General features: G+C 71.8%; 17 protein-coding genes, 1 tRNA gene and 2 pseudogenes. 5 read left to right on the top strand and 15 right to left on the bottom strand.

The genetic code is table 11. The features are described 5' to 3' along the window. Positions 1 to 140: 140 nt before the first annotated feature. Complete coding sequence (locus ACFW22_RS16300; RefSeq protein WP_386404083.1) at positions 141 to 1,661, bottom strand: MFS transporter; 1,521 nt, start codon at positions 1,659 to 1,661, stop codon at positions 141 to 143. Between the two features lie 61 nt (positions 1,662 to 1,722). Between ACFW22_RS16300 and ACFW22_RS16295 the strand changes: the two genes are divergently transcribed. Then, positions 1,723 to 2,682 carry a helix-turn-helix transcriptional regulator gene (locus tag ACFW22_RS16295; RefSeq protein WP_386404080.1) on the top strand — a complete coding sequence of 320 codons (960 nt, stop codon included), beginning with the start codon at positions 1,723 to 1,725 and terminating at the stop codon, positions 2,680 to 2,682. 63 nt (positions 2,683 to 2,745) lie between these two features. Here the strand turns inward: ACFW22_RS16295 and ACFW22_RS16290 are convergent, their stop codons facing one another. Further along, complete coding sequence (locus tag ACFW22_RS16290; RefSeq protein WP_386404077.1) at positions 2,746 to 3,747, bottom strand: sigma-70 family RNA polymerase sigma factor; 1,002 nt, start codon at positions 3,745 to 3,747, stop codon at positions 2,746 to 2,748. Positions 3,748 to 4,262: 515 nt separating this feature from the next. Between ACFW22_RS16290 and ACFW22_RS16285 the strand changes: the two are divergent. Next, positions 4,263 to 4,841 (top strand): annotated as a pseudogene (locus ACFW22_RS16285) (hypothetical protein); the annotation flags it as partial. A 101-nt stretch (positions 4,842 to 4,942) separates the two neighbouring features. Here the strand turns inward: ACFW22_RS16285 and ACFW22_RS16280 are convergent. Next, on the bottom strand, positions 4,943 to 5,749 hold the full coding sequence (locus tag ACFW22_RS16280; protein ID WP_386404074.1) for a dioxygenase: 807 nt from the start codon (positions 5,747 to 5,749) through the stop codon (positions 4,943 to 4,945). A 95-nt stretch (positions 5,750 to 5,844) separates the two neighbouring features. Here ACFW22_RS16280 and ACFW22_RS16275 point away from each other — a divergent pair, with 95 nt between their 5' ends. Beyond that, positions 5,845 to 6,342 carry a MarR family winged helix-turn-helix transcriptional regulator gene (locus ACFW22_RS16275; RefSeq protein ID WP_386404072.1) on the top strand — a complete coding sequence of 166 codons (498 nt, stop codon included), beginning with the start codon at positions 5,845 to 5,847 and terminating at the stop codon, positions 6,340 to 6,342. A gap of 37 nt (positions 6,343 to 6,379) precedes the next feature. Here ACFW22_RS16275 and ACFW22_RS16270 read toward each other — a convergent pair whose 3' ends face one another. Both ACFW22_RS16270 and ACFW22_RS16265 read right to left on the bottom strand, forming a co-directional pair. Beyond that, positions 6,380 to 7,909 carry an MFS transporter gene (locus ACFW22_RS16270; RefSeq protein WP_386404069.1) on the bottom strand — a complete coding sequence of 510 codons (1,530 nt, stop codon included), beginning with the start codon at positions 7,907 to 7,909 and terminating at the stop codon, positions 6,380 to 6,382. Positions 7,910 to 8,006: 97 nt separating this feature from the next. Next, on the bottom strand, positions 8,007 to 8,672 hold the full coding sequence (locus ACFW22_RS16265; RefSeq protein WP_386404066.1) for a TetR/AcrR family transcriptional regulator: 666 nt from the start codon (positions 8,670 to 8,672) through the stop codon (positions 8,007 to 8,009). Positions 8,673 to 8,953: 281 nt separating this feature from the next. Between ACFW22_RS16265 and ACFW22_RS16260 the strand changes: the two genes are divergently transcribed. Next, positions 8,954 to 10,225: a M6 family metalloprotease domain-containing protein gene (locus ACFW22_RS16260; RefSeq protein WP_386404063.1), complete on the top strand. Its 1,272-nt coding sequence runs from the start codon at positions 8,954 to 8,956 to the stop codon at positions 10,223 to 10,225. A gap of 120 nt (positions 10,226 to 10,345) precedes the next feature. On the opposite strand, the gene ACFW22_RS16255 is transcribed toward ACFW22_RS16260, so the two are convergent. The 7 genes from ACFW22_RS16255 to ACFW22_RS16225 all read right to left on the bottom strand — a co-directional run bounded on the left by ACFW22_RS16255 (position 10,346) and on the right by ACFW22_RS16225 (position 21,131). Further along, positions 10,346 to 11,974, bottom strand: a complete 1,629-nt coding sequence (locus tag ACFW22_RS16255) for a class I adenylate-forming enzyme family protein (RefSeq protein WP_386404094.1) — start codon at positions 11,972 to 11,974, stop codon at positions 10,346 to 10,348. 175 nt (positions 11,975 to 12,149) lie between these two features. Next, positions 12,150 to 12,803, bottom strand: a complete 654-nt coding sequence (locus ACFW22_RS16250) for a hypothetical protein (protein WP_386404060.1) — start codon at positions 12,801 to 12,803, stop codon at positions 12,150 to 12,152. 11 nt (positions 12,804 to 12,814) lie between these two features. Further along, positions 12,815 to 13,834, bottom strand: coding sequence for a hypothetical protein (locus tag ACFW22_RS16245; RefSeq protein ID WP_386404057.1), 1,020 nt, complete (start codon positions 13,832 to 13,834; stop codon positions 12,815 to 12,817). A 1-nt stretch (position 13,835) separates the two neighbouring features. Beyond that, positions 13,836 to 16,100 carry a hypothetical protein gene (locus ACFW22_RS16240; protein WP_386404054.1) on the bottom strand — a complete coding sequence of 755 codons (2,265 nt, stop codon included), beginning with the start codon at positions 16,098 to 16,100 and terminating at the stop codon, positions 13,836 to 13,838. 12 nt (positions 16,101 to 16,112) lie between these two features. Then, positions 16,113 to 16,559 (bottom strand): hypothetical protein, encoded by a 447-nt coding sequence (locus tag ACFW22_RS16235; protein WP_386404051.1) that lies wholly within the window; start codon positions 16,557 to 16,559, stop codon positions 16,113 to 16,115. A 224-nt stretch (positions 16,560 to 16,783) separates the two neighbouring features. Continuing rightward, complete coding sequence (locus ACFW22_RS16230) at positions 16,784 to 20,233, bottom strand: ATP-binding domain-containing protein (protein WP_386404048.1); 3,450 nt, start codon at positions 20,231 to 20,233, stop codon at positions 16,784 to 16,786. Between the two features lie 571 nt (positions 20,234 to 20,804). Further along, positions 20,805 to 21,131: a hypothetical protein gene (locus ACFW22_RS16225; protein ID WP_386404046.1), complete on the bottom strand. Its 327-nt coding sequence runs from the start codon at positions 21,129 to 21,131 to the stop codon at positions 20,805 to 20,807. A 775-nt stretch (positions 21,132 to 21,906) separates the two neighbouring features. Between ACFW22_RS16225 and ACFW22_RS16220 the strand changes: the two genes are divergently transcribed. Then, positions 21,907 to 21,982, top strand: a tRNA-Arg gene (locus ACFW22_RS16220). 64 nt (positions 21,983 to 22,046) lie between these two features. On the opposite strand, the pseudogene ACFW22_RS16215 reads toward ACFW22_RS16220, so the two are convergent. The 3 genes and pseudogenes from ACFW22_RS16215 to ACFW22_RS16205 form a co-directional block, all read right to left on the bottom strand. Continuing rightward, positions 22,047 to 22,775 (bottom strand): annotated as a pseudogene (locus ACFW22_RS16215) (tyrosine-type recombinase/integrase); the annotation flags it as partial. A 170-nt stretch (positions 22,776 to 22,945) separates the two neighbouring features. Beyond that, complete coding sequence (locus ACFW22_RS16210) at positions 22,946 to 24,079, bottom strand: FG-GAP-like repeat-containing protein (RefSeq protein WP_386404043.1); 1,134 nt, start codon at positions 24,077 to 24,079, stop codon at positions 22,946 to 22,948. 131 nt (positions 24,080 to 24,210) lie between these two features. Beyond that, entirely contained in the window at positions 24,211 to 25,554 is a 1,344-nt protein-coding gene (locus ACFW22_RS16205; RefSeq protein WP_386404040.1) for an FG-GAP-like repeat-containing protein, read from the bottom strand. Between the last annotated feature and the right edge of the window lie 202 nt (positions 25,555 to 25,756).

Raw genomic sequence — 25,756 nt, 5'->3', positions numbered from 1 at the left:
GGGTTGGCGCCCGGCCCCGGGGGCGGCGGCGGCCCGCGCCCCGGGGGGGGGCCCGGGCCCCGCCCCCGCCGTCGGTACCGGTACCGACGGCGGGGCCCCGGCCCGGGTGCTTCCCGGGTCGGGGCCCCGCCGTACGGAGGTCAGTGCGCGAGCACCGGCTCCTTCTCGGTGACGGCCTCCGCCTCGCCGCCGCCCTCCAGGTGCTGCTTCGGCTTCGCCGGGAGCGCGAACATCACCAGGAAGATTCCGGCGAGCACCGCCGCCGCCCATCCCAGCGCGTTCTGGAAGGCGTCGGTGAACGCCGGTCCCACCTCGGCCGGGACCCGGGCGAGCCGCTCGTCGTCGATGCTTCCGAAGAAGACCACCGAGACCAGGCCGAGTCCGAGTGCATTGCCCATCTGCCCGGTCGTGTTGATGAGGCCCGAGGCCGAACCCGCGTGCTCCTTCGGCACGTCCGAGAGCACCGCGTCCGTCAGCGGCGCCACGATCAGGCCCATGCCGAGCCCCATGACGACCAGCGGCGCGATCATCTGCAGGGGCTGGATCCCGGTTCCGTACCGTCCGGCCTCGAAGAGGTAGAGCAGGACGCCCGCGGCCATCGTCAGTGCGCCCGCCTGGAGCACCTTGCGGCCGAAGCGCGGCACCAGCTTCTGCACGGACAGGCCGGCGGCGACCGAGACCGAGATCGAGAACGGCACCCCGGTCAGGCCCGCCTTCAGCGGGCTCCAGCCGAGTCCGATCTGCATGTAGAGCGTCCAGACCAGGAAGAAGATGCCGAGCACGACGCCGAAGGTCAGTTGCACCGCGATGCCGGCCGCGAAGCTCTTCACCCGGAACAGCGAGAGTTCGACGAGCGGTGAGCCGTCCTTGGCCGTCTTGTGCTTCTCGTAGGCGATGAGGAGCCCGAAGACGAGCAGGCTGCCGACCATCATCAGGTGGCCCCACAGCGGCCAGTCCAGCTCACGGCCGCGCGTCAGCGGGTAGATCAGCATCAACAGCGCGGTCGTCACCAGGAACACGCCGATCAGGTCGAGCCGGAGCGCCTTCGGGGCCTTCGACTCGGCGATGAACTTCCGCCCCAGGAGCAGGCCCGCGATGCCGACCGGCAGGTTGATCAGGAAGATCGGTCGCCACTCCAGGCCCGCGATGTTGCCCTGGGTGAGCAGCGCGCCGAGCAGGGGGCCGGAGACCGCACCGAGGCCGATGATCGCGCCGAACATTCCGAAGACCTTGCCCCGCTCGTGGGCCGGGAAGGTGACGTGGATGATCGAGAGGACCTGCGGCACCATCAGCGCGGCCGTCGCCCCCTGGAGCAGACGGGAGGCGACCAGCATCTCCTGGTTGGCCGCGAAGCCGCACAGCGCGGAGGCGATCGTGAAGCCGGCGGTGCCGAGGAGGAAGAGGCGCTTGCGGCCGTAGATGTCCCCGAGCCGCCCACCGGTGATCAGGCCGGCGGCGAACGCCAGCGCATACCCCGCGGTGATCCACTGGATGGCCCCGAACGAGGCGCCGAGGTCCTTCTCGATGCTGGGGATGGCGATGTTGACGATCGTGGCGTCGACCAGGTCCATGAAGGCGGCGGTCATGACGATGGCGAGGGCGATCCATCGCCGTCTGTCGCTGGCCGCCCCGGCGTCCAGGGTGGCGTCGTGTGAACTCATGGGGGAAAGGTAGAACCCATCTAGGCCAGTTCACGTCCTAGTTGCGCGGCATCCTGGAGACATGACGGACACCCCGGCACGGCTCCTGACCCTGCTCTCGCTCCTCCAGACCCCGCGCGAGTGGCCCGGAAGCGAACTCGCCACCCGACTCTCGGTCTCCACGCGCACCATCCGCCGGGACGTCGAGCGGCTGCGCGAACTCGGCTACCCCGTCGAGGCGACCATGGGCGCGGTCGGCGGCTACCGCCTCGTCGCCGGTACGGCCGTGCCGCCGCTGCTCCTCGACGACGAGGAGGCCGTCGCGATCGCCGTCGGTCTGCGCGCCGGTGCCGGGCACGCCATCGAGGGCGTCGAGGAGGCGTCCGTACGGGCCCTGGCGAAGCTGGAACACGTGCTGCCCGCACGGCTCCGGTACCGGGTCTCCGCCCTGCAGCACGCAACGATCCCGCTGACCAGGGGCGACGGGGCCACCGTCACCCCCGCCACCCTGACCGCGCTCGCGGGTGCGGTGACCGGGCACGAACGGCTCCGGTTCGGCTATCGGGCCGGGGACGGCGCGGAGACCAAGCGGCTGGTGGAGCCGTACCGGCTGGTGTCGACCGGCCAGCGCTGGTACCTCGTCGCCTACGACCTGGGGCGCGAGGACTGGCGGACCTTCCGGGTGGACCGGGTGAGCGAGCCCTTCCCGACCGGGGCCCGCTTCGCCCCGCGGGAGCTGCCCGAGGGGGACGCCGCCAGCTACACGGCCCGCTCGATGGCCCGGGCCCAGGGCGAGGTGGACCTCGACGTGGAGTTCGCCGCCCCGGCCCCGTCGGTCGCCGCGCGTCTGCCCGCACACCTCGTGCCGACCGAGACGGCCCCGGGCCGCTGCCGCTTGCGGGCCCGGGTCCCCGACTCGGTGGAGTGGCTGGCCCTGCGCCTCGCCCTGATGGACGTCGACTTCACCGTCCACGGTCCGGAGCCGTTGATCGTCCACATGCGGGCCCTGGCGGCCAGGCTGGCGGCGGCGTCCGGCGCCTGACCGGCCGCGCCCGTAGGGCCCGGGAGGCCCCGGGCCCTACGGGCGGGCCGTCGCGCGGCTTCCTCAGGCCACCGCGTCGAAGCCGGTGTCGTGGGCCATCTTCTTCAGTTCGAGCAGGGCGTGCTTCTCGATCTGACGGATCCGCTCGCGGGTCAAGCCGTGCTGCTTGCCGACCTCCGTCAGCGTCCGCTCGCGGCCGTCCTCGATGCCGTACCGCATCCGGATGATCGACGCCGTGCGGTGGTCGAGCTTGTCGATCAGGTCGTCCAGCTCCTCGCTGCGCAGCAGGGTGAGGACCGACTGCTCCGGGGAGATGGCCGAGGTGTCCTCCAACAGGTCGCCGAACTGGGTCTCGCCCTCGTCGTCCACCGACATGTTCAGGGAGACCGGGTCCCGCGCCCAGTCCAGGACGTCCGTGACCCGCTCCGCCGTCGAGCCGAGCTCCTCGGCGACCTCCGCGGGCTCCGGCTCGCGCCCGTGCTCGCGGTTGAACTCGCGCTGCACCCGACGGATCCGCCCCAGCTCCTCCACCAGGTGGACGGGGAGCCGGATGGTCCGGGACTGGTCGGCGATGGACCGGGTGATGGCCTGGCGGATCCACCACGTGGCGTACGTGGAGAACTTGAAGCCCTTCGCGTAGTCGAACTTCTCGACCGCGCGCACCAGGCCGGCGTTCCCCTCCTGGATCAGGTCGAGCAGCGGCAGCCCGCTGCGCGGATAGCGCCGGGCGACGGCCACCACGAGCCGCAGGTTGGACTTGATGAAGAGGTCCTTGGCACGCTCGCCCTCGGCGACCAGCGCTTCGAGCTCCTCTCGGGTCGCTCCGCCCGCCTCGCTCTCGACGTCCCCGTCGAGTATCTGCTGGGCGTAGACGCCGGCCTCGATCGTCTGGGAGAGCTCGACCTCCTTGGCGGCGTCGAGCAGGGGCGTGCGCGCGATCTCGTCGAGGTACATGCCGACCAGGTCGCGGTCGGCGATCTCCCCGCCCACGGCGCGAACGCTGCTTGCCCGTGCGGCTCCGCTCTGGGCGGAGGTCTGACGACGGGCGACGGCACGGGTTGCCATGCGTGCTCCCTTGCTGAGTAGGTCGCGACACCCTTCCGGGTGCCCTGCATCCGACGGAAACAACGACTGGAATCAGGACAGAATTCCCACCAGGCACATGGATTTTCGCGATCATGCAGTATCCTGCGCGGCTTCCGTCCACACGGGCGTGCCACGGGGACCTGCGGAGGTGCAGGTCAGACCGGGCGCGGCCGATGGCCCGGGCGCCCCGACGGATCCACGACCGCACTGTCGGTGAGATCGCCCTCACATGCGGCGCCACCCCTTCAGACGCGCCGGCGCCCCGCGTGGTTGCCCGCCCGTGCCCCTCTCGCCCGGAAGGGGCCCGCGCCGCACGGGGGAGGCTCCCGACGCCCGCCCGGACCGGGTCCGCTTCGGTCCCGGGGCCCGGTCCCCCGGACCGGAGGACTAGGTCCCGGGCCCGTTCCGCCGGCGTCACGGCCCGGCCTGGCGTCGCCCCATGACCGACACCACCGGCATCCTCGACGAGGCCCTCGGCCGGCTCCACGCCACCGGCCCCGCGCCGCGCCGAGCTGGCCCACGCCCTCGGCTACTGGGCGGCCCGCCACCAGCCGCTGGTGCCGCTGGACGGGGCACCTTCCGCACGGGGTGCCCTCGACGCCGTACCGCCGGCACCGGAGCAGCAGGGCGGGATCCGGGAGCGGCTCGCCCGGCTGACGGGGCTCCCCCGGTGGGGCGGAACGACGGACCCGGACGCGGCGGAGGCGCTGCTGACCGAGCTGGTGGCGGCGGCGACGCACCGCTACGCGTCGCACGGTCACGGCGAGCCGGTCATGCTGGTGCACGCGGCGACCGCGCCCCATGCGGTCCTGCGGACCCTGCCCGCGCTCCCCCGCGCGCTGTGGGCGCCGAGCGTGCGGGCGGCCTGGACGGCGGCAGCGGCGGCCTACGCGCCGCGCGAAGCCGCACCGTACCGGGAGACGACGCTCACCGCCGAGGAGGTCTTCGAGCGGGCGGCCGGGCACGGCGACGACCACACGATCAAGTTCACCGACGCGGCACTGGACGTCGGCGACCGGCCGGCCCTGGCCGCCGCGGTCCGTTCGATGGAGCTGAACCCCCCGCTGGAGTAGCGGATCGACCCGAACGGGACGGCCCCCGGCGCTTCCCCGTCCAGGGCAGCCGCCCGACGGAACCCCGGCCGGCCCCTACAGGACCCCGGCCGCCGCAGCGGTCAGCCGAACTGGACGGACCGCTTGGCCAGCCCCATCCAGAAGCCGTCGATCACCGAGCGCTCCGCGTCGAGGTCCCCGGTCGCGTCCGCCGCGCCCAGGGTGACGAAGAGCGGGGCGAAGTGCTCGGTGCGGGGGTGGGCGAGGCGGCCGGCGGGCGAGGCGTGTGCGAAGTCGAGGAGGGCGTCGACGTCGCGGGCGGCGAGCGCCTCGCTCCCCCAGGCGTCGAACTCCGCGGACCAGCCGGGGACGCCGGGGCCGGTGTGCCGGAGGGCCGCGAGGTTGTGGGTGAAGAAGCCGCTGCCGACGATCAGGACGCCCTCGTCGCGCAGCGGGGCGAGCGTGCGCCCGATGTCCATGAGGCGGCGGGGGTCGAGGGTGGGGAGGGAGATCTGGAGCACGGGGACGTCGGCGGCGGGGTACATCTCGACGAGCGGCACGTAGGCGCCGTGGTCGAGCCCCCGGTCCGGGACGTCCTGCACGGGGGTGCCGGGTGCGCGGAGCAGTTTGCGGACGGCCTCGGCGAGCCGCGGGGCGCCGGGGGCCGCGTACCGGACGCGGTAGTAGTGCTCGGGGAAGCCCCAGAAGTCGTGGACGAGCGGGAGGGTCTCGGTGGCCCCGAGCGCGAGCGGGGCCTCCTCCCAGTGGGCCGAGACCATGAGGATGGCGGTGGGGCGGGGCAGGTCCGCGGACCAGGCGGCGAGCTGACCGGGCCAGATCGGGTCGTCGGCGAGCGGCGGGGCGCCGTGGGAGAGGTAGAGCGCGGGCATGCGTGCCCGCGTGGCGTCCTTTTCCGGCGTGGCGTTCATGGTGACCGCCCTCCCCATACTTGAAGCTTCAAGCTAACGGGTCCACCGTAGCGCGACATAGTTCAACTTTCAAGCACGAGTCGTACGATGGGGCCATGGGAGACACCACCGAACCCCGCTGGCTCACCGACGAGGAGCAGCACGTCTGGCGCGCGTACCTGCACGCCACCACGCTCCTGGAGGACCACCTCGACCGCCAGCTGCAGCGCGACGCCGGGATGCCGCACGTCTACTACGGGCTGCTCGTCCAGCTCTCCCAGGCGCCGCGCCGCCGGCTCCGGATGACGGAACTGGCCAGGAGCGCCAAGATCACCCGCTCCCGCCTCTCCCATGCGATCGCCCGGCTGGAGAAGAACGGCTGGGTGCGGCGCGAGGAGTGCCCCTCCGACAAGCGCGGCCAGTTCGCCCGGCTGACCGACGAAGGGGTGGAAGTCCTCCGGCAGAACGCCCCCGGTCACGTGGCGGCCGTGCGCCAAGCCCTCTTCGACCGGCTCTCCCGCGAACAGGTGGAGCAGCTCGGCGAGATCATGCGCCTGATGGCCGCGGGACTCGAACCCGCGGACGCGGACGCGGACCTGCCCTGGCTCCGCTGAACGCGCGGAACCAGGGCAGGTCGTCCGTGGACCCGGGTCAGTGGGCGACGACCGGCACCCTCACCTCGTCCTCCGCGCCCGCACCGGACCCGGCCACCGGGCCGCCCCCGGGCCGGCCGGTGTTGACGAGCACGAAGGCGATCGTGGCCGAGAGGGCCAGGATGCCGACCGCCCACCAGATGGCCGCGGCATAACCCTCGACCATGCCCTGGAGCTGGAGCAGTTGCTGCGCCGCCGGGGTGGTCGCACCGGCGGCGTGGTCGGTCAGGTACGCGGTGGTGGCCGAGGCGGCGATCGTGTTCAGCAGGGCCGTGCCGATGGCACCGCCGACCTGCTGCGAGGTGTTGACCATCGCGGAGGCCACACCGGCGTCGCGCGGGTCCACGCCGAGCGTCGCCAGCGACATGGCCGGCATGAACGCGGTGCCCATGCCCAGGCCGAGCAGCAGCTGTGCCGGCAGGATCAGACCGGCGTACGAGGTGCCGATCTCCAGCTGGGTGAGGAGCAGCATGCCGATGCCGGCCGTCAGGAAGCCGGGGGCCATCAGGAACCGGGGCGGCACACGGGTCATCAGCCGGGTGCCGATCTGGGTGGAGCCCACGATCATGCCCGCGATCATCGGCAGGAAGGCGAAGCCCGTCTTGAGCGGCGAGTACCCCTTCACGACCTGGAGGTAGTACGTCAGGAAGAGGAACAGGCCGAACATCGCGATGACGGCGAGACCGAGCGACAGGTAGACGCCGCCACGGTTGCGGTCGGTCAGGACCCGCAGCGGCAGCAGCGGGGACTTCACCCGCGCCTCGGTGAACACGAAGGCGATGAGCAGGACCACGGAGCCGACGAAGAGGCCGACGGTGCCGGCGTCGGTCCAGCCGTCCGACTCGGCACGGGTGAAGCCGTAGACGAGCGCGACCAGGCCCAGGGTCGACAGGACCACGCCGGGGATGTCGAGCGCGGAGCGGTTGCGGCCCCCCGCCGGCTCGCGGACGACGAGGTACGCGCCGACGGCGGCGACCACGGCGAACGGGATGTTGACGAAGAAGGTCCAGCGCCAGTTCAGGTACTGGGTCAGGAAACCGCCGAGGATCAGGCCCACGGCGCCGCCGCCGCCGGCGATCGCGCCGTAGATGCCGAAGGCCTTCGCACGCTCCTTGGCGTCGGTGAAGGTCACGGCGAGCAGCGAGAGCGCGGCGGGCGCGAGGAGCGCGCCGAAGGCGCCCTGGAGCGCGCGGGCGCCGAGCATCGTCGCCTCGCCGGTGGCGGCCCCGCCGAGGGCGGAGGCGGCGGCGAAGCCGATCAGGCCGGTGACGAAGGTCCGCTTGCGGCCCCACAGGTCGGCGATGCGACCGCCGAAGAGGAGCAGGCCGCCGAAGGCGAGGGCGTAGGCGGTGATGACCCACTGCCGGTTGCCGTCCGAGATCCCGAGGTCCTGCTGGGCGGAGGGCAGGGCGATGTTCACGATCGTCGCGTCGAGCACGACCATCAACTGGGCGAGGGCGATGAAGACCAGCGCTTTCCAGCGGCCGGGATCCGGCACGGTCAGGGTGTTGTCGGGAACTTTCGGCATGGGTGGAGCCACCTCTTGGCGCGTACGGGCGGAAGGCTGTGCGGGGAAGTGCGGGTGGTGCACATCGGGTCGGGGGCCGGACGCCCCCGGGCGGTGTTCAGGAGGAGGAGCAGGAGTCTCGCCTCAGGTCCTCCAGGGTCGCGGCCGCTCCCGGCAGTTCGGAGCGGGCGGGTGCTTCCAGGCCGTCGAGGAACAGCTGGAGGTGACGGCGGACGAACGGGGCGAAGGTCCCGCAGCCCGATCCGGGCAGCGGCCGGGTCAGCTGGGAGACCGCGACCATCAGGTCGCCGGCTCCGACGTCGGCACGGAGCCGGCCGGCCCGCTGCGCGCGCCCGACGAGGCCCTGGACGGCCTCCTCCAGGCGCTCGCGTTCGGCGATCAGGTCGGGGTGGTCCTTGTCGAAGGCCCCGTCGAGCATCGGACACAGGGCTCCGACGCGCTCGTCGGCGGCCCCGAAGGCGAAGCGGCGGAGGGCGGCGAAGGGGTCGTCCTCCTCCTCGACGACCCGCTCGGCGAGTTCGACGAGACGGGCCATGAGCGAGAGGACGACCTCGTGGACGAGGCCGTCCCGCTCGGGGAAGTTCCGGTAGAGGGTGGCGTTCCCGACGCCGGCCCGGCGCGCGATCTCGTCGTACGGCACCTGGGAGCCGAACTCGACGAACATCTCGCGGGCCGCCGTCACGATCCGCTCGCGGTTGCGCAGGGCGTCGGCCCGCGGTCGGGGTACGCGGCGGGCGGGCGCGGTGTCTGCGGTGCTGGTCACGCCACGGCCTCCTCAACACTCACTCGGACGGGTCATCCGGGGAAGGAATCCCCACTTCGTTGAACACAGGCGTAAACGGGGACCGAGTCCCCGGTTATTTCCCGCCCTTCTTGTGAGCCGCATCACAAGGCCCGGGGTCCGCCGGATGCCCACGATCGGGCCACCCGGCGCGCGCACCCGCCCCCCTCGTCACAGGCTGATCGCACGGCGCGGACCGCCGCACGGCGCGGACCCGCCGCAGAGGTCGCGCCGCCGACCTTCCCCCACCGGAGAGGCGACGCATGCAGCACCCCCGCCGACGGATACGCAGACCCGTCGCCCTGGCGGCGACCACGGCGCTCTCCCTCGCCCTGCTCGCCTCCGCGAGCACCACCCTCCCCGGGCCGGCCCCCGCCTCGGCGGGCCCGGTGGCCGCCGCGCCGAGCAGCGCCCAGCTGGGGCCGTGCCGCATCGCCACCACGATGGGGGTGCAGATGTCGGAGGGCCTGCCCACGGCCCCCGGATACGTGCGCTCCACGGGCCTCGTCCGGGCCCTCAACCTGATGGTCGACTTCCCGGACGCCCCCGGCGAGGGCACCGCGATGGGCCGCTTCCGCGAGTTCTTCCCGCAGACCGCCGACTGGTTCCGCGTCAGCTCGTACGGACGCCTGCACTACCAGGCCGAGGCCCCGGTGCCCGATTGGCTGCGGATGCCCCAGGCGTTCTCCGCGTACGGCATCGAGCGCGGATCCCCGTACGAGCCGGGCTACCGCGCCCTCGTCGAGGACATCGTGAAGACCGCCGACCCGCGCGTCGACTTCAGCGCCTACGACCTGGTCAACGTCCTGGTCACGCCCAACGCGGGGCCCTCCGCCCTCGACACCGTCCTGTCGGTGACCTTCTCCGGCAACGACGACGCCCCCTACGCCGACGGCGTGCCGCTCGCCAACACGTCCTTCGTCTACAGCCGCCAGGACGACGGCTCCGGCAGCTTCGCCGAAACCGGCTACCGCGTCCTGCCGCACGAGAACGGCCACGTCTTCGGCCTGCCCGACCTCTACACCGCGGACGGCGGCGGCACGGTCGGCCACTGGGACATCATGTCCGAGGACTGGGGCGCCAACAACGACCTTCTCGGCTGGCACAAGTGGAAGCTGGGCTGGCTCGACAACGACCAGGTCAGCTGCGCCTCCGACCCCGGCACGGGCGACTACAGCCTGACCCCGCTCGCGGTCCCCGGCGGCCCCAAGCTCGCCTTCGTCCCGCTCTCCGAGACCTCCGGATACGCGGTGGAGGTCCGCAGCAAGGACGGAAACGACGAGGCCGTCTGCGAGCAGGGCGTCCTCGTCTACCGGGTGGACTCCGACGTGGACACCGGCCACGGCCCGGTGACCGTCGCCGACAGCGAGCGGGCCAGCGGCGGCTGCACCCGCCGGGCCAATGTGCACGCGGAGCTGTCGGACGCCCCCTACGGTCCCGGCGAGACCTTCACCGACCGCACCAACGGCATCCGGATCACGGTGGTCGACGAGGACCCGTCGGGGACCTACCGGGTCCGCATCACCCGACGCTGAGGCCGGCGCGGGGCCGGCACGTCCCCGGAGGCCCGGACCCGCGGGTCCGGCCAGGAGCGTCGCGGCCCGGCGGTCCGCACCGGATCGACGGTCCGCACCGGCCCGGCGGTCCCGACCGGATCAGCCGCCGAACAGCTTCCTGAGCTCCCGCTTGAGGAGCTTTCCCGTCGGGTTCCGGGGCAGCTCCGCCTCCCGCAGCAGGATCCGGACCGGCACCTTGAAGGCGGCGAGCCGCGCACCCGCGTGGGCCCGCAGCTCCTCGCCCCCGACCGCCGCCCCGGGCCGCAGCCGCACGACGGCCACGACCTCCTCCCCGAGCAACGGATGCGGAACGCCCAGCACGGCGGCGTCCAGGACGGCCGGGTGCCGGTGCAGCACGCCCTCGACCTCGACGCAGTACACGTTCTCCCCGCCACGGATCACCATGTCCGTGAGCCGGTCGACGATGCTGACCCGCCCGGCCCCGTCGACCCGGGCGAGGTCACCGGTCCGGAACCAGCCGTCCTCGGTGAAGGCGGCACGGGTCGCCCCCGGGTCCCCCCAGTACCCGCGGACCAACGACTGCCCGCGCAAGCACAGCTCCCCCACGCCCTCCGCGTCGGGCCGCTCGATCCGCACCTCGGTCACCGGCGAGGGCCGCCCGACGCTCTCGGGGTGCGCCCGGTACTCGGCCCCCACGTTCGACAGCACCCCGCCGCACGTCTCGGTCAGCCCGTAGCCGTTCCGCGGCTCGATCCGCTCCCCGTAGCCGTCGACCAGCCCCCCGACGATCCCCGGCGGGGCGGCGGCGCCACCGGTGCTGAGGAGCGTGAGGCTCTGCAGCGGATCACCGGTGCTCCGGGCCAGGTCGAGGAGGTGGAGCGCCGTGGTCGGCACCCCGGCGAAGTGGGTGACCGACTCCTCGCGGATCAGTTCGAGGGCCCGCCCCGCATCCCACTTGCGCATCATCACCAGGGTCCCGCCGGCCGCCATGACGGCGTAGAAGGACGTGAAGGCGGCGACGTGGAAGAACGGGAAGGTGGTCAGCGAGACCGGCGCCGGCCCCGTCCCGGGCACCTCCCCGCGCGCCAGGGCCGCCGCAGCGGCGAAGTACCGCGGGTTCATGGCGGCGCCGACCTGCGCACGGTGGGTGGCGACGGCCCCCTTGGGACGCCCGGTGGTGCCGGAGGTGTACATGATGGTGGCGTCCTGCTCGGGCAGGACGTCGACGGCGGGCGGCCCCGGCAGCGGATCGGTGTCCGGCACGTACGCGACGAACCCGGCGGTCCCCTCCACCCGGGCGGCCCCGTCCCCGAAGACGATCCCGGGCACGGCGTTCCGCACGGCCCACTCCCGGACCCGACCGTGCCGCTCCCCGTCGACCAACAGCACCCCGGGCGCGCAGTCGTCGAGCGCGTACGCGAGCTCCTCCTCGGTCCACCAGGCGTTGAGCGGCACCGCGACGAGCCCGGCGAGCTGCGCGGCCCAGAACGCGACCTGCCACTCGGGCAGGTTGCGCATGGCCACGACCGCCCGGTCCCCGGGCCGCAAGCCGTACTCCCCGACGAGCCGGCGCGCGAGCCCGCAGGAAGCGTCGAAGAACTCCCGATAGCTCATCCGCACGCCCTCGGACACGAGGAACGGCCGGTCCCCGTAGGCCCAGGTCACCTCGACGAACTCCCGCAGGGTCTGCGGCCCGCCGACGAAGACGCCGTCCTCGACGGCGAAGGGCGCCCCGACGGCCGTCAGCCGCTCGACCCCACCAACCATCTCCACACCCTCCCCTTGGAGCTCCGCCCGGCCACCCTAGGCCAGCGGTCCGCGTCCGTCGTGGTGACGACGACCACCCGGCCCGGCGGGTGGTTCCGCCCACTCCGACCGGGACGCCCCCGAAGGCCGCAGCCGGGCGGGGAAACCCGGAGGACGGTGCGGGAGCGGACCCCGCTCAGCCCAGTTGGTCCGCGAGCGCTCGGGCGAGGTCGCCGAGCCGCCGCTCGCCGTCCGGGGAACCGTCCCCCTCCGCCCCGAGGCCGACCAGGAGGAAGGCGTCTCCCTCGCCGTCGAGCTTCAACCGCACGGCGGCGACGTTGCCGCTGTCGCTGACGACCACTTCCCCGGTCCCGGCGGCACCGGCCTCCTCCACGTAGTCGGTCAGCCCGTCGAGCGACGATCCGGACAGCCGCTGGATCACCGGAGCCAACGGAACGATCGCCTGCGGCTTGCTGGTGGCGATCGTGTGCACCCGCACGTCGTCCCCGCCGATGTGGAACGTGCAACTCACCAGGGCCCCCGGGTTCTCGGCCAGTGCCTCCCCGGGCTCGACCCGCTTGCCGCCGCCGGCCGTGGCGACGGGATCGCCGTCGTCCTGCACCGGGCCGGCCCCGACCGCCCCGCTCAGCCCGGCGGCCTTCGCCGCCGCGGTCAGGTCGTAGGGCAGCGGACAGGTGTCGGCCCCGTCCTCGGGCATCCCGTCGGCGGTCCGGGTCAAACCGCTCAGGCTGAGCTGCGGCGCGCCCCCTCCGGGGCCGCTCTGGCAACCGGTCACCAGGACCGCCACCAGGGCAGGTGCGATCAGCAGTCGGCGTCGTCCGTGTGTCACGTGTGAGGTCCTCAGGAGGTCGGGGTGGTGCAGCCGAGCCGCTCGCCGGCGACTCCGACGAAGTCGTCGAACAGGTCCTGTACTCGGGGAGTGCCGGGCGCGTCGACGGCATCCAGATAGCTCTGGCCGAACTCCATCGAGAAGTAGGTCGGAACGCCCGCACAGTCGACGACCACGTGCTGGGGATCGAAGCCGGACGATCGCCGGCCGGCCGTCCGGGGCTGCTCCTCGAACCCCGGCGAGGAGCGGATGCCGGCGATGACGCGCGGCTCCTGCGTCACGGCGTAGGTCGCGTACCCGGCCACGTCGCAGGCCCAGGTGGGACGGACGTCCTGCTGCACCGTCTCCTCCGCCCCGCCCCGTCCGTCCGGGCCGGGGAACGCGAGCCCCTTGAGACCGCACACCGCCGCCGCGTCCACCGGCCGCGGCTCCGGGGCCTCCGGGAGGGCTGCGGGAGCGGTGAGGAGCCCCTGGGAGAGGCAGCCGGCCCGCTCTCCGGCCTTGTTGGCCACGTCGGTCAGGAGTCGGGCGAGCTCCAGCGGGTCGGACCCCTCGGGCGCGTATCCCTCGACGATCGCGGGCCCGTTCGCCATCGCGCAGGCGTCCGGCAGCAGGACCCAACCGTGGTCATCGGCGACCGCTCCGGTGGCGCCGCCGGAGAAGAACGACGCGGTGGCCGGGTTGGGCCAGCGCCCGTCGTCGGTGAAGGGGAAGTCACCGCGCTCGCGGCTCCCCGAGACCCGCACGTGCCCGGTGTCCGAGCCGGGGAGGAACGACGAGCTCTCGACGGTGCAGGTGAAGGCGAGCCGGTCGGCGGGCCGCACGTCCAGACCGGCGCGGTCGGAGACGCGGCCGGACGAGGGGAAGACGGCTGCGGCCGCATCGACGGACACCAGCCCCCCGCACACCTCGTCGGGTCCGAAGAGGTTGGTGTTCAGCCAGAGGTGGGCACCCACCGCCAGGACACCGACCGCCAGGACGGGGGCGAGCGCCTTCCGCCCGAGAGAGGTCCTTCCGTTGCCTGCCGCCATCTCACTTCCTCGTTCGCAGGGCCGAGTAGGCGTCCTCACGCCCGGTGATGAAACTCTGCTGCGCCTCGCCCTTGGCGTGCTCGTGCGCCTCGCTGCCCTGAATGCCGCGCGTGCCGCCCCACGCGTCCATCAGCGCGTTCGTGCCGCCGACGCCGGCGGAGGTGGCGGTGCTGTCCTTGGACCTGGCCACGTCCTCCGCCGCCGACGCCACGTCCTTGGAGTACTCGTAGGTGGCCGCGTCGACCATGCGCTGGATCGGGTCACCCACCACCGGGATCTGGGTGAACAGACCGCCGACCCCGTGGTAGGCGTAGCGCATCTCGTCGTTCAGCTTGCCGATCTTGGTGTCGCGGTCGTCGAGGATCATGTCGGATCCGATGGCGGTCATCGCCCCGTACACCTCGCCGACGTCACGGGCCTTGTTGTCCCAGTCGCCGACGACGTTGTTCTGCTGGCCGTCCTCGGCGGGCCGCGCCGTGGCCAGGTACTCGGCCGAGTAGCGCTTCTCGTTCTCGTACAGCAGGTCGTAGACGAGGACGGGCTCGCCTCCCGACGTCGTCCCGTACGCCGCGTCGGACACGCCCCGCATCACGCGCAGCAAGCTGTGCTTGCTGTTGGTGATGCTGGAGTCCTCGCCGTTCGCGTTGATGCCGGAGCCGCCCTCCGGACTGGTCTTCTCGGTCCCGCTGAGGATCGCATGGGTGTCCACGGTGTAGTCGGCGAGAGCACGCCCCAGCGGCACCTTCAGGTTCTGTTCGATGGAGTCGCCCTTGCCGCCCTCGTCCAGGATCGTGATGGTCTCCTGCATCACCCTGGCCTGGGCCTCCGAGTGCTGGTCGAAGGCCGCCCCGGGGGAATTGGGTTCCCGCCCCGTGGTGGCCGCCTCCAGGGCGGCCCCGAGGCCGATCCGGCTCGTGTAGTCGTCGTAGGTGGTGACTCCGTACCCGGTGATGACGTTCTTCGGCCACTCCCGGGAGTCGTCGCCGCTGCCGAGAAGGTACTTCAGGTGGTCGTTGTCGACGTGGTCACCGGCCGGACCGTTGCCCTGCGGGTCGAGGAACGCGGTGGCCGCATCCGGGTTCTTGCCCATCACGCCGAGGAGGCCGTCGACGGGGTCGCTCTCGATCCCCTTCTCCTCCCAGCCCCCACCCCACTTGGTGAAGATGCCCTCGTGCTCCTTCTCCGCAGCGATCAGGTCGTCGCCGAGCTGGTAGAGGAACTGGTCGTCGTAGTCGACGTCCGCGTGTTGCATCATGCTGACGAACGACTGGTACCCGTAGAGGGGTTGGGTGTGGGAACCGAAGTTCTTGGTGCCGGACCCGTCGAGGCTTTCGGTCCACTCCTTGTAGAACCTGCCGTCGGGCCCGTTCAGCCACTCGTTGAACTTCTTCGAGCCCGGAGGCATCTCGGAAGCCTTCCCCGGCACCTGGGTCGCTCCGGCGACCGTGTTGGCCAACCCCCGCTCCAGGTCCTGGTGTTCCTTGTCGTTCAGCTTGTTGGAGAGCTTGATGGTCCCGTCCGTCCCCAGTCCGGCGAGGAAGGTCTGGCTGAACGCCTTGTTGCCGGCGTTATCGCGGAAGGAACGGTTCAACTCGGCGTAGTCGGCCGCGGACACCTTCTCGCCGTTGTTGATGCGGGTGGCGATGTCCTGGGCCTTTTGCGCCTCGTAGAGCTCGATGTCACCGACTGCAGCGCCGTTGAAGCCGTACTGCTGGTTGGGCAGCCCCGGGATGACGCCCTCGTTGCCGCCGGCCGCTTGGGTCAGAGCCAGCTTCGCGCCCTGGTCGGCGTCGTCCACGGCCCCCACTGCGTCACCGATCCGCCTCGTCCATTCGTCGGCGGCCCCGTGCCGCTTGCGCTGGAAGTCCTGAAAGTCCGGATCGTTGCGGGAGGTTCGGTACGCGGAAGAGTCCCAGGTCGCCTTGCCGTGACCATCAATGATCATCTCGTCCGCTTGGGCCTGGGAGACGAGGTCCTTGACCGCCTTGACCAGAGTGACGAACTGGGTGTGCGCGTCCCGGAGGAGCGAGGCGATCGCCTTGGCCTCCACCTGCGCCGCCGCATACTGCTTGCGGGTTCCGGCGAACTGGCCGGAAGCGGAATTGGCGCTCAACCCGAGCCAGACCCCGTCGTCGGCCACGGACTGCACCGAGTCCTTGTAGTCGGTCTCCAGCGCATGGAAGCTCGTCGCCATCTCGTCCCACTTGCCGGCGGCCGTGGTCAGCGGTGTGAGATCGATCGTGACGACGTCCTGGTACGTCAGCATCAGTTCCCCCGGTTACTTGGCGTACGGTCCCTGCGCGCCACCGATCGGCGGCTGCTGGAGGAGCCACTGGTGCTGCAGGCCGGTTTCGAATCCCGTGAATCCCGTCCGCGTGCCCTGCAGTGCGGACTTGTCCGCGTCCAGCCGGGCCTGGAGCGACTTGACCTGCCTGGCCCACTGCTCGTGCGCGCTCTTGAGACCGGCACTCGTCGCCCAGGCCGTGAAAGCCGTCTGCGCCGCACCGGTGGACTCGTCCGCGACGATTCCCGCCTTCTGCGTGTCCGGCTGGAGGCGCGTCTCCAGGGCCTTCACCGCGGCGGCCTTACCCGGATCGTTCGTCCGGAGGTTCGGTTGCCCCGGACCGCCCCCGGGGGAAGCCGGGGTGGAGTTCAAGCGCATCGCAGGGTCCTGACGGGCTGCTGCCCCCTCGCGGACCTGGGCCCATTCCTCGTCGAACGACACGGTTTCCCCCTTCGCCTCCGCTCGTTTCCCCGAACACCCTACTCACGGCTGCTCGAACGCAGGGACGAGGGCGCCGGCCGGTGGATGCGGAGGGGCCTCCGGGGACCCCGCCGCTCCTCCCCCAGCCACAGCGACGACACCGGAGGACCGCCCCGTCCGGTTCCCTTCGGGCGTACGGGCGGGGCGTGTTGCGGGGGCCGGGGCGCCCGGTTCCCCGGCGGGGGCTACGCCCCGGCGGATCCCACCGCCGCCTCCGCGTTCTCGCCGCCCCAGCCGGCCGGGTCCCGCCAGATCACATGGACGTGGAAGACGTCGCGGATCATGTCGGCGGACCACTCCTCGACGGGCGGTTCGGGAAGCACCAGGTAGAGGCCGTCGGCCCGGTCGGGCAACGTGTGGTTGATCTCCAGGAGTCGGGTCGCCCCCTCCCGGAGCCCCGCGTAGGTGGAGCGGCCGGCGCCCAGGACCTCGTAGAGGAAGAGCCCCCGTGCGGTGGCGCAACTGACGTCCACGACGGGCGAGTCGGTCGGCTGGAGATCGCCCCAGAGAAGGGACGCCTTCAGCGCGTGGCGGACCGCCTCGTGCTTCTTGCACGTCCGGTCGGCCCCGGCAGCCGCCTCCAGCGTGCGCAGCAGGTCGTCCCGTCCGGTCGCCGGCCGGACCGAGATCTCGTCCACAGTGGTCATCTGGGCGTCTTCCTTCTGTTCGAGTGTCTGGGGGGCGGCGGGAGCCGTGGTGGGGGAGTCCGGCTCCTCGGTGGTGGGGGCGAATCGCTCCCGGAGCCGTCGCCGTGCCTCGGCGAGCGGACCCGCCCAAGCGGAAGCCGTCAGTTCTTCCGCGAGCCGACCGGCGTCGAAGGTGCCCTCCTTGAGGGCGCGGTGGGTGGTCGTCGCGAGGTCGCGCAGGACCCCCAGCCGTTCCCGGTCGGGTTCGCCGAAGAGGCGGAGCACGTCGACCCAGTCGGCCTGGTCCCGCCGGAGGACCCGGTGGGCCATGCCCTGGAGCTCGGAGAGGCGACCACGGGCGTCGGGCACCTCCTCCTCGCCGCCGACCAGTTCGGCGAGGACGTCCAGTGCCGTGAGGTAGCGTCCCGCCATCCGTTCCGAGATCGGCGACCGGCCGCGCTGGTCGGCGGTGAGCACCGTCTGGCCGGTCTCGTTGCCGAACACCCAGCAGTCCAGTTCTTCGCCGCGGCGCGGGGGGACCGAGCCGTGCCGGACGGTGAGGACGAGCGGTCGGTCGATCACCGGGGACAGCGGCCTGACCTTGTAGCGGCCCCCCGGGGTCCGGTCCATGACCTCGACCCTGATGTCGGTGCCGACCCGGGGCGGCCTTCCGGCCCCGCCGCCCTCCGGTCGGACGTCCGCTGCCGTGGGTCCCGCGTCGTCCGCGGAGGCGGTGAGCGCCTCCGGCAGGGGGGTGGTGTGCAGGACGGTGAGGCTCTGGGTGCTACGGGTGAGGGCCACGTACAACTGCCGCAGTCCCGCGGGGCCGCGGTCGGCGATGGTGGCGGGTTCGACGACCAGGACGTGGTCGTACTCCATGCCCTTGGCCTGGTTGGCGGCCAGCACGGACACGGTCTCGCGGTCCTGCGCGGCGATGTCGTCGCCCTCGTCGATGCGGCGGCCGATCGCGTCCAGCCAGTCCGAGTCGTCGGGGACGATGACGGCCACGGAGCGGGGGGTACTGCCGTCGCTGGTGCGGACGAGCCGGGCCACCTGGTCGACCGTGTCGTCGAGCAGCTTCCACGGCTCGGTCGCCACGGTCCGCACGGCGTCCGCCCCGACCTCGCGGATGGCCTGCGGGTACGGCAGGTCCGGGGCGATCACTCGGGCGAGCGGAGCGACGAACTCCATGATCTCGGAAGGGACGCGGTAGCTCGTGGTGAGCCGGGCCACGCTCCAGTCGCCGTGGTCGGAGAGGAGCGCGCCGAGCAGGTCCCAGCTGGTCGGGAGGTGGGCGCCCGTCGCCTGCGCGAGGTCGCCCAGGACGGTCATCGAGCCGCCCGCGGCGCAGCGCCGCCGCAGGGAGCGGGCCTGCATGGGCGTGAGGTCCTGGGCCTCGTCGACGACGATGTGGCCGTACCGGGGTGGGGTGTCGCCGCTGATCAGCACCTGGAGCTCCTCCAGGCAGACGCGGTCGTCGAGGGTCCACGGATCGGCGTCGGCGCTGGCGGCGCGGGCCCGCAGCAGGGCCGCCTGCTCGTCCCCGTCGAGGAGGTCGGCGGCGCAGTCCCGCAGCAGGTCGGCCGAGTCGTAGAGGCTGCGCAGGGCTTCGCGGGGGCCGGGGGACGGCCAGACCCGTTCGAGGAGGCGCTCGACCCGGCGGTTGCGCTCCAGGTCCCGGCGGATGGTGCCGACCTGCCCGCGGCGCGGTGCGATGTCGGCGAGCTCCTGGAGGAGCCGGTCGACGAAGAGGCCGCGGAAGCGGTCGCGCCGCTCCCGGAAGGGTCCGTCGCCGGCATGGGCGCGGTCGAGGAGGGCGAGCACCTCGGACTTCGGCACCCGGAGGGTCGTGCTGCCGGCGGTGACGACGATCGCGGGCTCGTCGCCCTCGAAGGAGGGCTCGACGGTGAGGGCGTCGAGGGCCTCGGGGCGGTAGTCGCTCTCGACGCGGCGGCGCAGCACGGCCGCCATGCGCTCGTCCGACTTCACCAGGCGCGCCTGCGGCGCGTCGGTGCCGAGGATCTCGCCCTCCCACAGGCGGTCCAGCTGGACGGCGTTGACGTCCCGGGTGCCGAGGGTGGGCAGGACCTGCCCGACGTAGTCGAGGAACCTCTGATGGGGGCCGATGACCAGGATGTCCTGGGCCTTGAAGTGCTCGTTGTTGACGAGCCAGGTCACCCGGTGGAGACCGACCGCCGACTTGCCGGTGCCGGGGCCGCCCTGCACGACGAGGATGTCCGAGGGGGAACCGGTGACCAGCTCCATCTGGTCGCGGCGGATGGTCTCGACGATGTCCCGCATCCGGCCGCGGCGGGACCGCTGGAGCTCCCGCAGCAGGAAGTCATCCGGTTGGAGCGGCTTGCGCCGCTGCCACCGCACGACGTCGCCGGGGGTGGGCACCGGCGTGCGCTCCGGGGCGGGGGGAGCCTCCGTTTCCCCTTCTCCCGGCGCGCCGTCGTCGACGGGCCGCCGGGGCCGCGGTACGGCGGCGGGCTCGGGTCCGACCGGGGACGCGAGAGCGGGAGCGGGCTCCGTCTGGGCCGTCGGGGACATCCGGGGCATCGGGGACACCGGGGATATCTCGTCGAAGTAGCCCTCGACGATCCGCTGTACGCAACGGAGTTGGCGGCGCAGGACCACCCCGTCCGGGCCCTCGGGCCGGGCCTCGATCCATTTCTTCGCCAGGGGGCTGGTCCACAGCAGGACGACCGGATCGTTCGCGTCGTCCTTGACCCCACGACGTCCGATGTACCAGGGCCGGGGCTCTCCGCCCGGTTCCTCCGGGGCGTCGACGCGGGCGAAGACCAGCGCTTCGTCGCCGAGTCCGCCGTAGGCCTCCGCACGGGCCTCCGCCTCGATCCGGTTGGCGATCCCGTCCTTGCCGCTCGCCGAGGCGGTGGCGGCCGACGTGCCGCTCAGTTCGGCGAGCTTCGCGGTGTAGCAGTCGTACGCGTGGTCCACCGCCCGCTGTTCGCCGGCGAGGACCTCGTCCCGAGTGGTGGTGCTCATCTGCGTCCTCCCTGCGGTGCCGGGGAACACCGCCACGAGCGCATGCCCGTACCCCGCTCAAACAACTATCAGAGAGCGGATGGTGACGAACAGTCAGGATGCTGCCCCCGGACCAAATGATCGAATTCGATCCATCGAGCACACATACGACGACCACCGGGTCGGACTTCGTGCACCGGAGGGTCGGGGGTGAAGCCGGGACGCCGGGTGTCCCCGAGGGACGGAAGGCACCCCTGCGGACGGCGGAGCCGCCGAGCCGGGACCATCGAGCCGGGACCATCGAGATGGGGTCACCGAGACGGAGTCACCGAGGTCGGGTCATCAAGGTCGGGTCATCAAGGTGGGGCAGCGACACGGCCTCGGGTTGGCGCACGGGCACCGATCCCCGAGCGCTCGTGCCGCCGGTCCGGCTGCCGAAGGGCTCGGACGGTCCCGGGGCGGGCCGACCTGCACGACCCACCGTGCCGGGGAAGGGGGGCTGCCGCCCGACGGCCCTCCTGTCTTCCACGGCACCGTCACCGCAGCAGCGGTCCGCCTCCGGCCCAAGCCGTGAACCACCGGGGCCGCCCCCTCAGAACCCCGGGGCGGGGATGGAGCTCGGCCACCACGGGGGCACGCCGCCGGGGCACGGAGGAGTGGCGGCACCCTCCCAGAAGACCGAGGTGACGCACCAGACAACGCCGAGGAGCGTCACCGCGAGGGCAGAGGCACGGAGGAGGGGACGGTTCCCGAGGAGGGCGCCCACCGCGACCCAGACCAGCAGCAGGACCGTCCAGAGGCACGGGATGAACAGCCACAGCAGGAAACCGCTGTTGGCCGCGTTGCTCACTCCCACGTCGCAGGCGGTCCACGACCTGCCCAGGAGCACGGCAGTGGATACCGCCAGAAGCAGCGCCACCACCGCCCCGAGACGCCCGTGCAGCCGTCGACCCCCCACAGCTCCCCCGTTCGCGGTCCGCTGCGGGACGCACCGGACCCGCACCGCCCATCGCTGCCGCATCCCCCCGTCCCCCGTCGCTGACCGACGGGGAACGGACACTCCTGGATCCTAGTGATCACGTGATCTGTCGAGCAGTGCCCAACCCGCCCGCAGCAGCCCCGAAGGAAGCCCCTCCGGCCCTCTCGGAACGCGCTGCGCCTCACCCCGGGGCAAAGGCACGGCACACGTGCTCGCCCTCGCAGGGCCGGCCTTCCTCGTACCGGGTTCGCCAGGGACTTCCCGTGCGCCATGGGACAACCCCTCTTGAAGCGGTTCCCGTCGTCTGTTCCACGTCGCGGTCGTCGGTCGCCCCGTACGGCTCCAGCAGGGCGCGCAGATATCCGGCACTGCTACCCGGGCACCGACTTCATCCGCTCCGAGCTGCCGGACGCCCTCGCCCGCGCACTGCCCGCAGCTGGATCCCAGAGACTCCGTCGCCCCCTCCCCCGCCTGAAATTCCCAGGTCAGAAGGCATGACATGAGCTGACGGCGGCGCTTGGCCGCAATGGGGGCGACCTCGGTAACCCCTATCCGCTAGGCTGTCAGCGGTCAGTCCGCCTTCGAGGCACCTGCCCGGGAAAGGTTCCTCCGGAACCCACCCCCAGCAGCCCCGGAGAAAGCCTGACCAGGGCGTCTGCCTCATCCCGCCCGGCATCCCCCACGGGGGGTTCCGGCACGGTTTTCGGCAAGCCCCGCCTTCGTAGCTCAGGGGATAGAGCACCGCTCTCCTAAAGCGGGTGTCGCAGGTTCGAATCCTGCCGGGGGCACCAGGCGAAACGGCCCGGACCGATCACGGTCCGGGCCGTTTGACTGCACCATCTGGCGGCAACCGCGTCACGCACCCGGCCGCTGGCGCCTCCGCATCCGATCCATGTGACTGATCGCCTCCCGCTTCGTGTCGTGGGCAACGTGTGTGTAGACCTCGATCGTGATGCTGATCTGACTATGGCCGAGGATCTCCATGATGATCCGGGGAGCGACACCGGCAGCGGTGAGCAGGGTGGCGCACCCGTGCCGGGTATCGTGCAGCCGGACCACACGGAGTCCGGCGTCGGCCGCAACGCGGGTGAACGCTCGGTAGACGTTCCGCAGCTCCACCGTCCGACCGTTCCTGGTGGCGAAGACGGGACCGTCCTCGGACCACGGAACTCCGGTCGCAGCGAACATCTCGCGCTGCTTGAGCCGGTGCCACCGGAGCGGGGCAATGCGCAGTGCGGGCAGCGGAACGACTCGCCGACGTCGGTTCTTCGGATCGTCCTGGTAGAGCTTCCCGCGACGGCGCTGCGTCTGCTGCCGGACGTGCAGCACGCGATTTTCAAGGTCGAGATCCCACCACCTCAGCCCGACCAGCTCTCCCCGGCGGAGCCCCATCGCGATGGCCAGGACGAAGGCTGCATGGAGCGACTCGCCTCGCGCGGCCTCCAGGAACCTCAGCGTCTCCGCCAGCGTCCACGGGCGGATCTCCCGCTGTTTGGCCCTCGGCGGCTCGACCAGCGATGCGACGTTCCGCGTGATCAACTCGTCCCTCACCGCTCCCGAAAGCGCGGTTCGCAGTACGCGATGTACGGCATCTCTGATGGGCGGTCGAAGTGCGGACGACCCGACGGACTGAACCTCTGGGCGGGAGTCGTCTACCGGGATGGTTCGTGTGCGGCCATCGGCGCCTGGAACGTCGAGAAGCCGCAAGGCCTGTGCGACCGGGCGGCTTCTCGCGTGTTGGCGCGCGTGCCTGCTCAGATGAGGTGGCTCATGCCGCCCCACCCCTGGCCGACCTTGACGCCTGCCTTGAGGCTGTTGCTCTGGCTCTTGTAGAGGTACAGGTCGCCGGTGCTCGCGACGGTGGCAACCACGTCGGCGCGGCCGTCGCTGTCGATGTCGGCGAGGGTGATCTTGTCGATGCCGGACCAGTTCTGGCCGATCTGGATCGCGGGGGCGACGCCCGTGCTGGTGCCGACGTAGAGCTTCAGGTCAGCGGTGGAGTCGGCCTGCGCCACCAGGTCGGCGCGGCCGTCACCGTTGAAGTCACCCGCCGCGAGCTTCGACATGCCGGACCAGCCGGAGCCGATCTGCTTGGTGTACGTCACGCCCGTGCCCGTGCCCGAGTAGAGCCGCAGGGTCGCGTCGTCCTTGCGGACCGCTGCGATGTCGGCCTTGCCGTCACCCGTGAAGTCACCCGCCACGAAGTCCGATATCGCGTTCCAGCCCGTACCGATCACGGTGTGGGACTTGAAGCCGCCGTTGCCGTTGCCGAGGTAGAGGTGCAGCTCGCCGGTCGAGGCCTCGCGGGCCACCAGGTCGCCGTCACCGTCGTTGTTGAAGTCGGCGGCCTTGACCTTGTCCATGCCACCCCAGCCGGGGCCGACCTCGTGCGAGGCGAACTGGCCTTCGCCGTTGCCGACGTACATGCGCAGCTTGTTGTCGCTCGCACTCACGCCCAGCAGGTCGTCGTTGAGGTCACCGGTGAAGTCGCGGTCGCGCTGGACGGCCGGCTGCGTCGGGTACGGGTCCTGGTTGTCGGAGCCGAGGCCGGCGGCCGGGCCGCAGTTGGGCCAGGCGCCCTCTCCCCGGTCAGCGAGGACCTTCTCGCCGATGAGGATCTGCTCCATCTTGGAGGCCTGGTGGGGGTACGCGGCGTACACGCCGCCGCCGTAGGCGTCCCAGGTGGACTTCAGGAACTGCAGTCCACCGTAGTAACCGTTCCCGGTATTGATGGACCAGTTGCCGCTGCTCTCGCACTGGGCGACCTTGTCCCAGGTGGCGACGGACGCGGCGGAGGCGGGGGCCGCGGCGGCGAGGGGGATCAGGGTGCCGAGGGCGGAGGCGGCGAGGAGCGTCAGGGCAGAACGGCGCAGGGTGTGCGAGGACATGGCTGGTGACCTTCATCTCGGACGGCACGGAAGCGGGGAAGGAGCGGGAGGGGCAAGGAAGCGGTGGGGGAGGCGGGGGGGCCGGGCCCGTTCCGGAAAGGACGGGCTCCGGGCCCCCTGCCTGATGCCGCCTAGATGAGGTGGCTCATGCCGCCCCAGCCATGGCCGACCTTGACGCCTGCCTTGAGGCTGTTGCTCTGGCTCTTGTAGAGGTACAGGTCGCCGGTGCTCGCGACGGTGGCAACCACGTCGGCGCGGCCGTCGCTGTCGATGTCGGCGAGGGTGATCTTGTCGATGCCGGACCAGTTCTGGCCGATCTGGATCGCGGGGGCGACGCCCGTGCTGGTGCCGACGTAGAGCTTCAGGTCAGCGGTGGAGTCGGCCTGCGCCACCAGGTCGGCGCGGCCGTCACCGTTGAAGTCACCCGCCGCGAGCTTCGACATGCCGGACCAGCCGGAGCCGATCTGCTTGGTGTACGTCACGCCCGTGCCCGTGCCCGAGTAGAGCCGCAGGGTCGCGTCGTCCTTGCGGACCGCTGCGATGTCGGCCTTGCCGTCACCCGTGAAGTCACCCGCCACGAAGTCCGATATCGCGTTCCAGCCCGTACCGATCACGGTGTGGGACTTGAAGCCGCCGTTGCCGTTGCCGAGGTAGAGGTGCAGCTCGCCGGTCGAGGCCTCGCGGGCCACCAGGTCGCCGTCACCGTCGTTGTTGAAGTCGGCGGCCTTGACCTTGTCCATGCCACCCCAGCCGGGGCCGACCTCGTGCGAGGCGAACTGGCCTTCGCCGTTGCCGACGTACATGCGCAGCTTGTTGTCGCTCGCACTCACGCCCAGCAGGTCGTCGTTGAGGTCACCGGTGAAGTCGCGGTCGCCCTTGCTGTACGAGGACGGGGTCGCGCCGAGTGGCGAGACATAGGCGCTGATGGTCAGGCCGCTCAGTGAGTCGCCCACCTGCTTCCCCGAGGCACTCACCGCGACGTCGGCGACCTTGTCGTTCCAGTTGCCGTGGGTGGTCATGATGGATCCGTCCGCGTAGACGGCGGTGACCATGCCGACGTGCTGGGCCCAGCCGCCCGAGTACCCGAAGACCACGGCGTCTCCGACCTGGGGCTGGTACGAGGACGAGGTGTGCAGGGTGCCGTTCGTCTGGCCGTAGGAGTAGAACGAAGCGGCCCGCGCGTCCGTCCCGTTGACGTTGAAGTTCGAGTTCTTCCAGACCCACTTCACGAAGTCCGCGCACCAGGGCTCCGCCTCGTCACCGGTGGCAGTGTTGCAGCTCGTCAGGAAGCCTCTGCCGCCCAGGCTGTTGATCGAGCAGGCGTTGTCGCCGACCTGGGCCCGGGCCAGGGCGGCGGCCTCCGCGGTGGTGTCGGCGAAGGCGGGGGCGGTGGCCAGGTTCAGGGTGCAGGCCATGGCGGCGAGGGTGACACCGGAGGCGAAGAGGGTACGGCGGGCACGGAAAGACATGGACATGACAGTTCCTTTGGAAGTGGCGTACGGAAGGAGTGCGCAGGGCGCGCAAGGCCTGATCCGTCGACAGCTGCCCTGCAGGCACAGCAGTCGCCGGATCCCGGCGGTGCCAGGACGGAAGTCCGCAGTGGTTGCCGCGGTTTCGTCCGCGAGTGACGGGGTGGCAGTCACCGCTCGCGTCGCTACGGTCAGCGGGCGGCGCGGT

Origin of the sequence: Streptomyces sp. NPDC058872 (assembly GCF_042743065.1) — a bacterium.
GTDB lineage: Bacteria > Actinomycetota > Actinomycetes > Streptomycetales > Streptomycetaceae > Streptomyces.
This window is presented reverse-complemented; position numbering and strand designations above follow the sequence as displayed.

What these genes read in the sequence shown, in the direction of transcription:
- ACFW22_RS16230 (WP_386404048.1), bottom strand. Translation starts at nt 20,233, where the DNA reads ATGAGCACCACCACTCGGGACGAGGTCCTCGCCGGCGAACAGCGGGCG.
- ACFW22_RS16210 (WP_386404043.1), bottom strand. Translation starts at nt 24,079, where the DNA reads ATGTCCTCGCACACCCTGCGCCGTTCTGCCCTGACGCTCCTCGCCGCC.
- ACFW22_RS16270 (WP_386404069.1), bottom strand. Translation starts at nt 7,909, where the DNA reads ATGCCGAAAGTTCCCGACAACACCCTGACCGTGCCGGATCCCGGCCGC.
- ACFW22_RS16295 (WP_386404080.1), top strand. Translation starts at nt 1,723, where the DNA reads ATGACGGACACCCCGGCACGGCTCCTGACCCTGCTCTCGCTCCTCCAG.
- ACFW22_RS16290 (WP_386404077.1), bottom strand. Translation starts at nt 3,747, where the DNA reads ATGGCAACCCGTGCCGTCGCCCGTCGTCAGACCTCCGCCCAGAGCGGA.
- ACFW22_RS16275 (WP_386404072.1), top strand. Translation starts at nt 5,845, where the DNA reads ATGGGAGACACCACCGAACCCCGCTGGCTCACCGACGAGGAGCAGCAC.
- ACFW22_RS16205 (WP_386404040.1), bottom strand. Translation starts at nt 25,554, where the DNA reads ATGTCCATGTCTTTCCGTGCCCGCCGTACCCTCTTCGCCTCCGGTGTC.
- ACFW22_RS16280 (WP_386404074.1), bottom strand. Translation starts at nt 5,749, where the DNA reads ATGAACGCCACGCCGGAAAAGGACGCCACGCGGGCACGCATGCCCGCG.
- ACFW22_RS16255 (WP_386404094.1), bottom strand. Translation starts at nt 11,974, where the DNA reads ATGGTTGGTGGGGTCGAGCGGCTGACGGCCGTCGGGGCGCCCTTCGCC.
- ACFW22_RS16245 (WP_386404057.1), bottom strand. Translation starts at nt 13,834, where the DNA reads ATGGCGGCAGGCAACGGAAGGACCTCTCTCGGGCGGAAGGCGCTCGCC.
- ACFW22_RS16260 (WP_386404063.1), top strand. Translation starts at nt 8,954, where the DNA reads ATGCAGCACCCCCGCCGACGGATACGCAGACCCGTCGCCCTGGCGGCG.
- ACFW22_RS16240 (WP_386404054.1), bottom strand. Translation starts at nt 16,100, where the DNA reads ATGCTGACGTACCAGGACGTCGTCACGATCGATCTCACACCGCTGACC.
- ACFW22_RS16300 (WP_386404083.1), bottom strand. Translation starts at nt 1,661, where the DNA reads ATGAGTTCACACGACGCCACCCTGGACGCCGGGGCGGCCAGCGACAGA.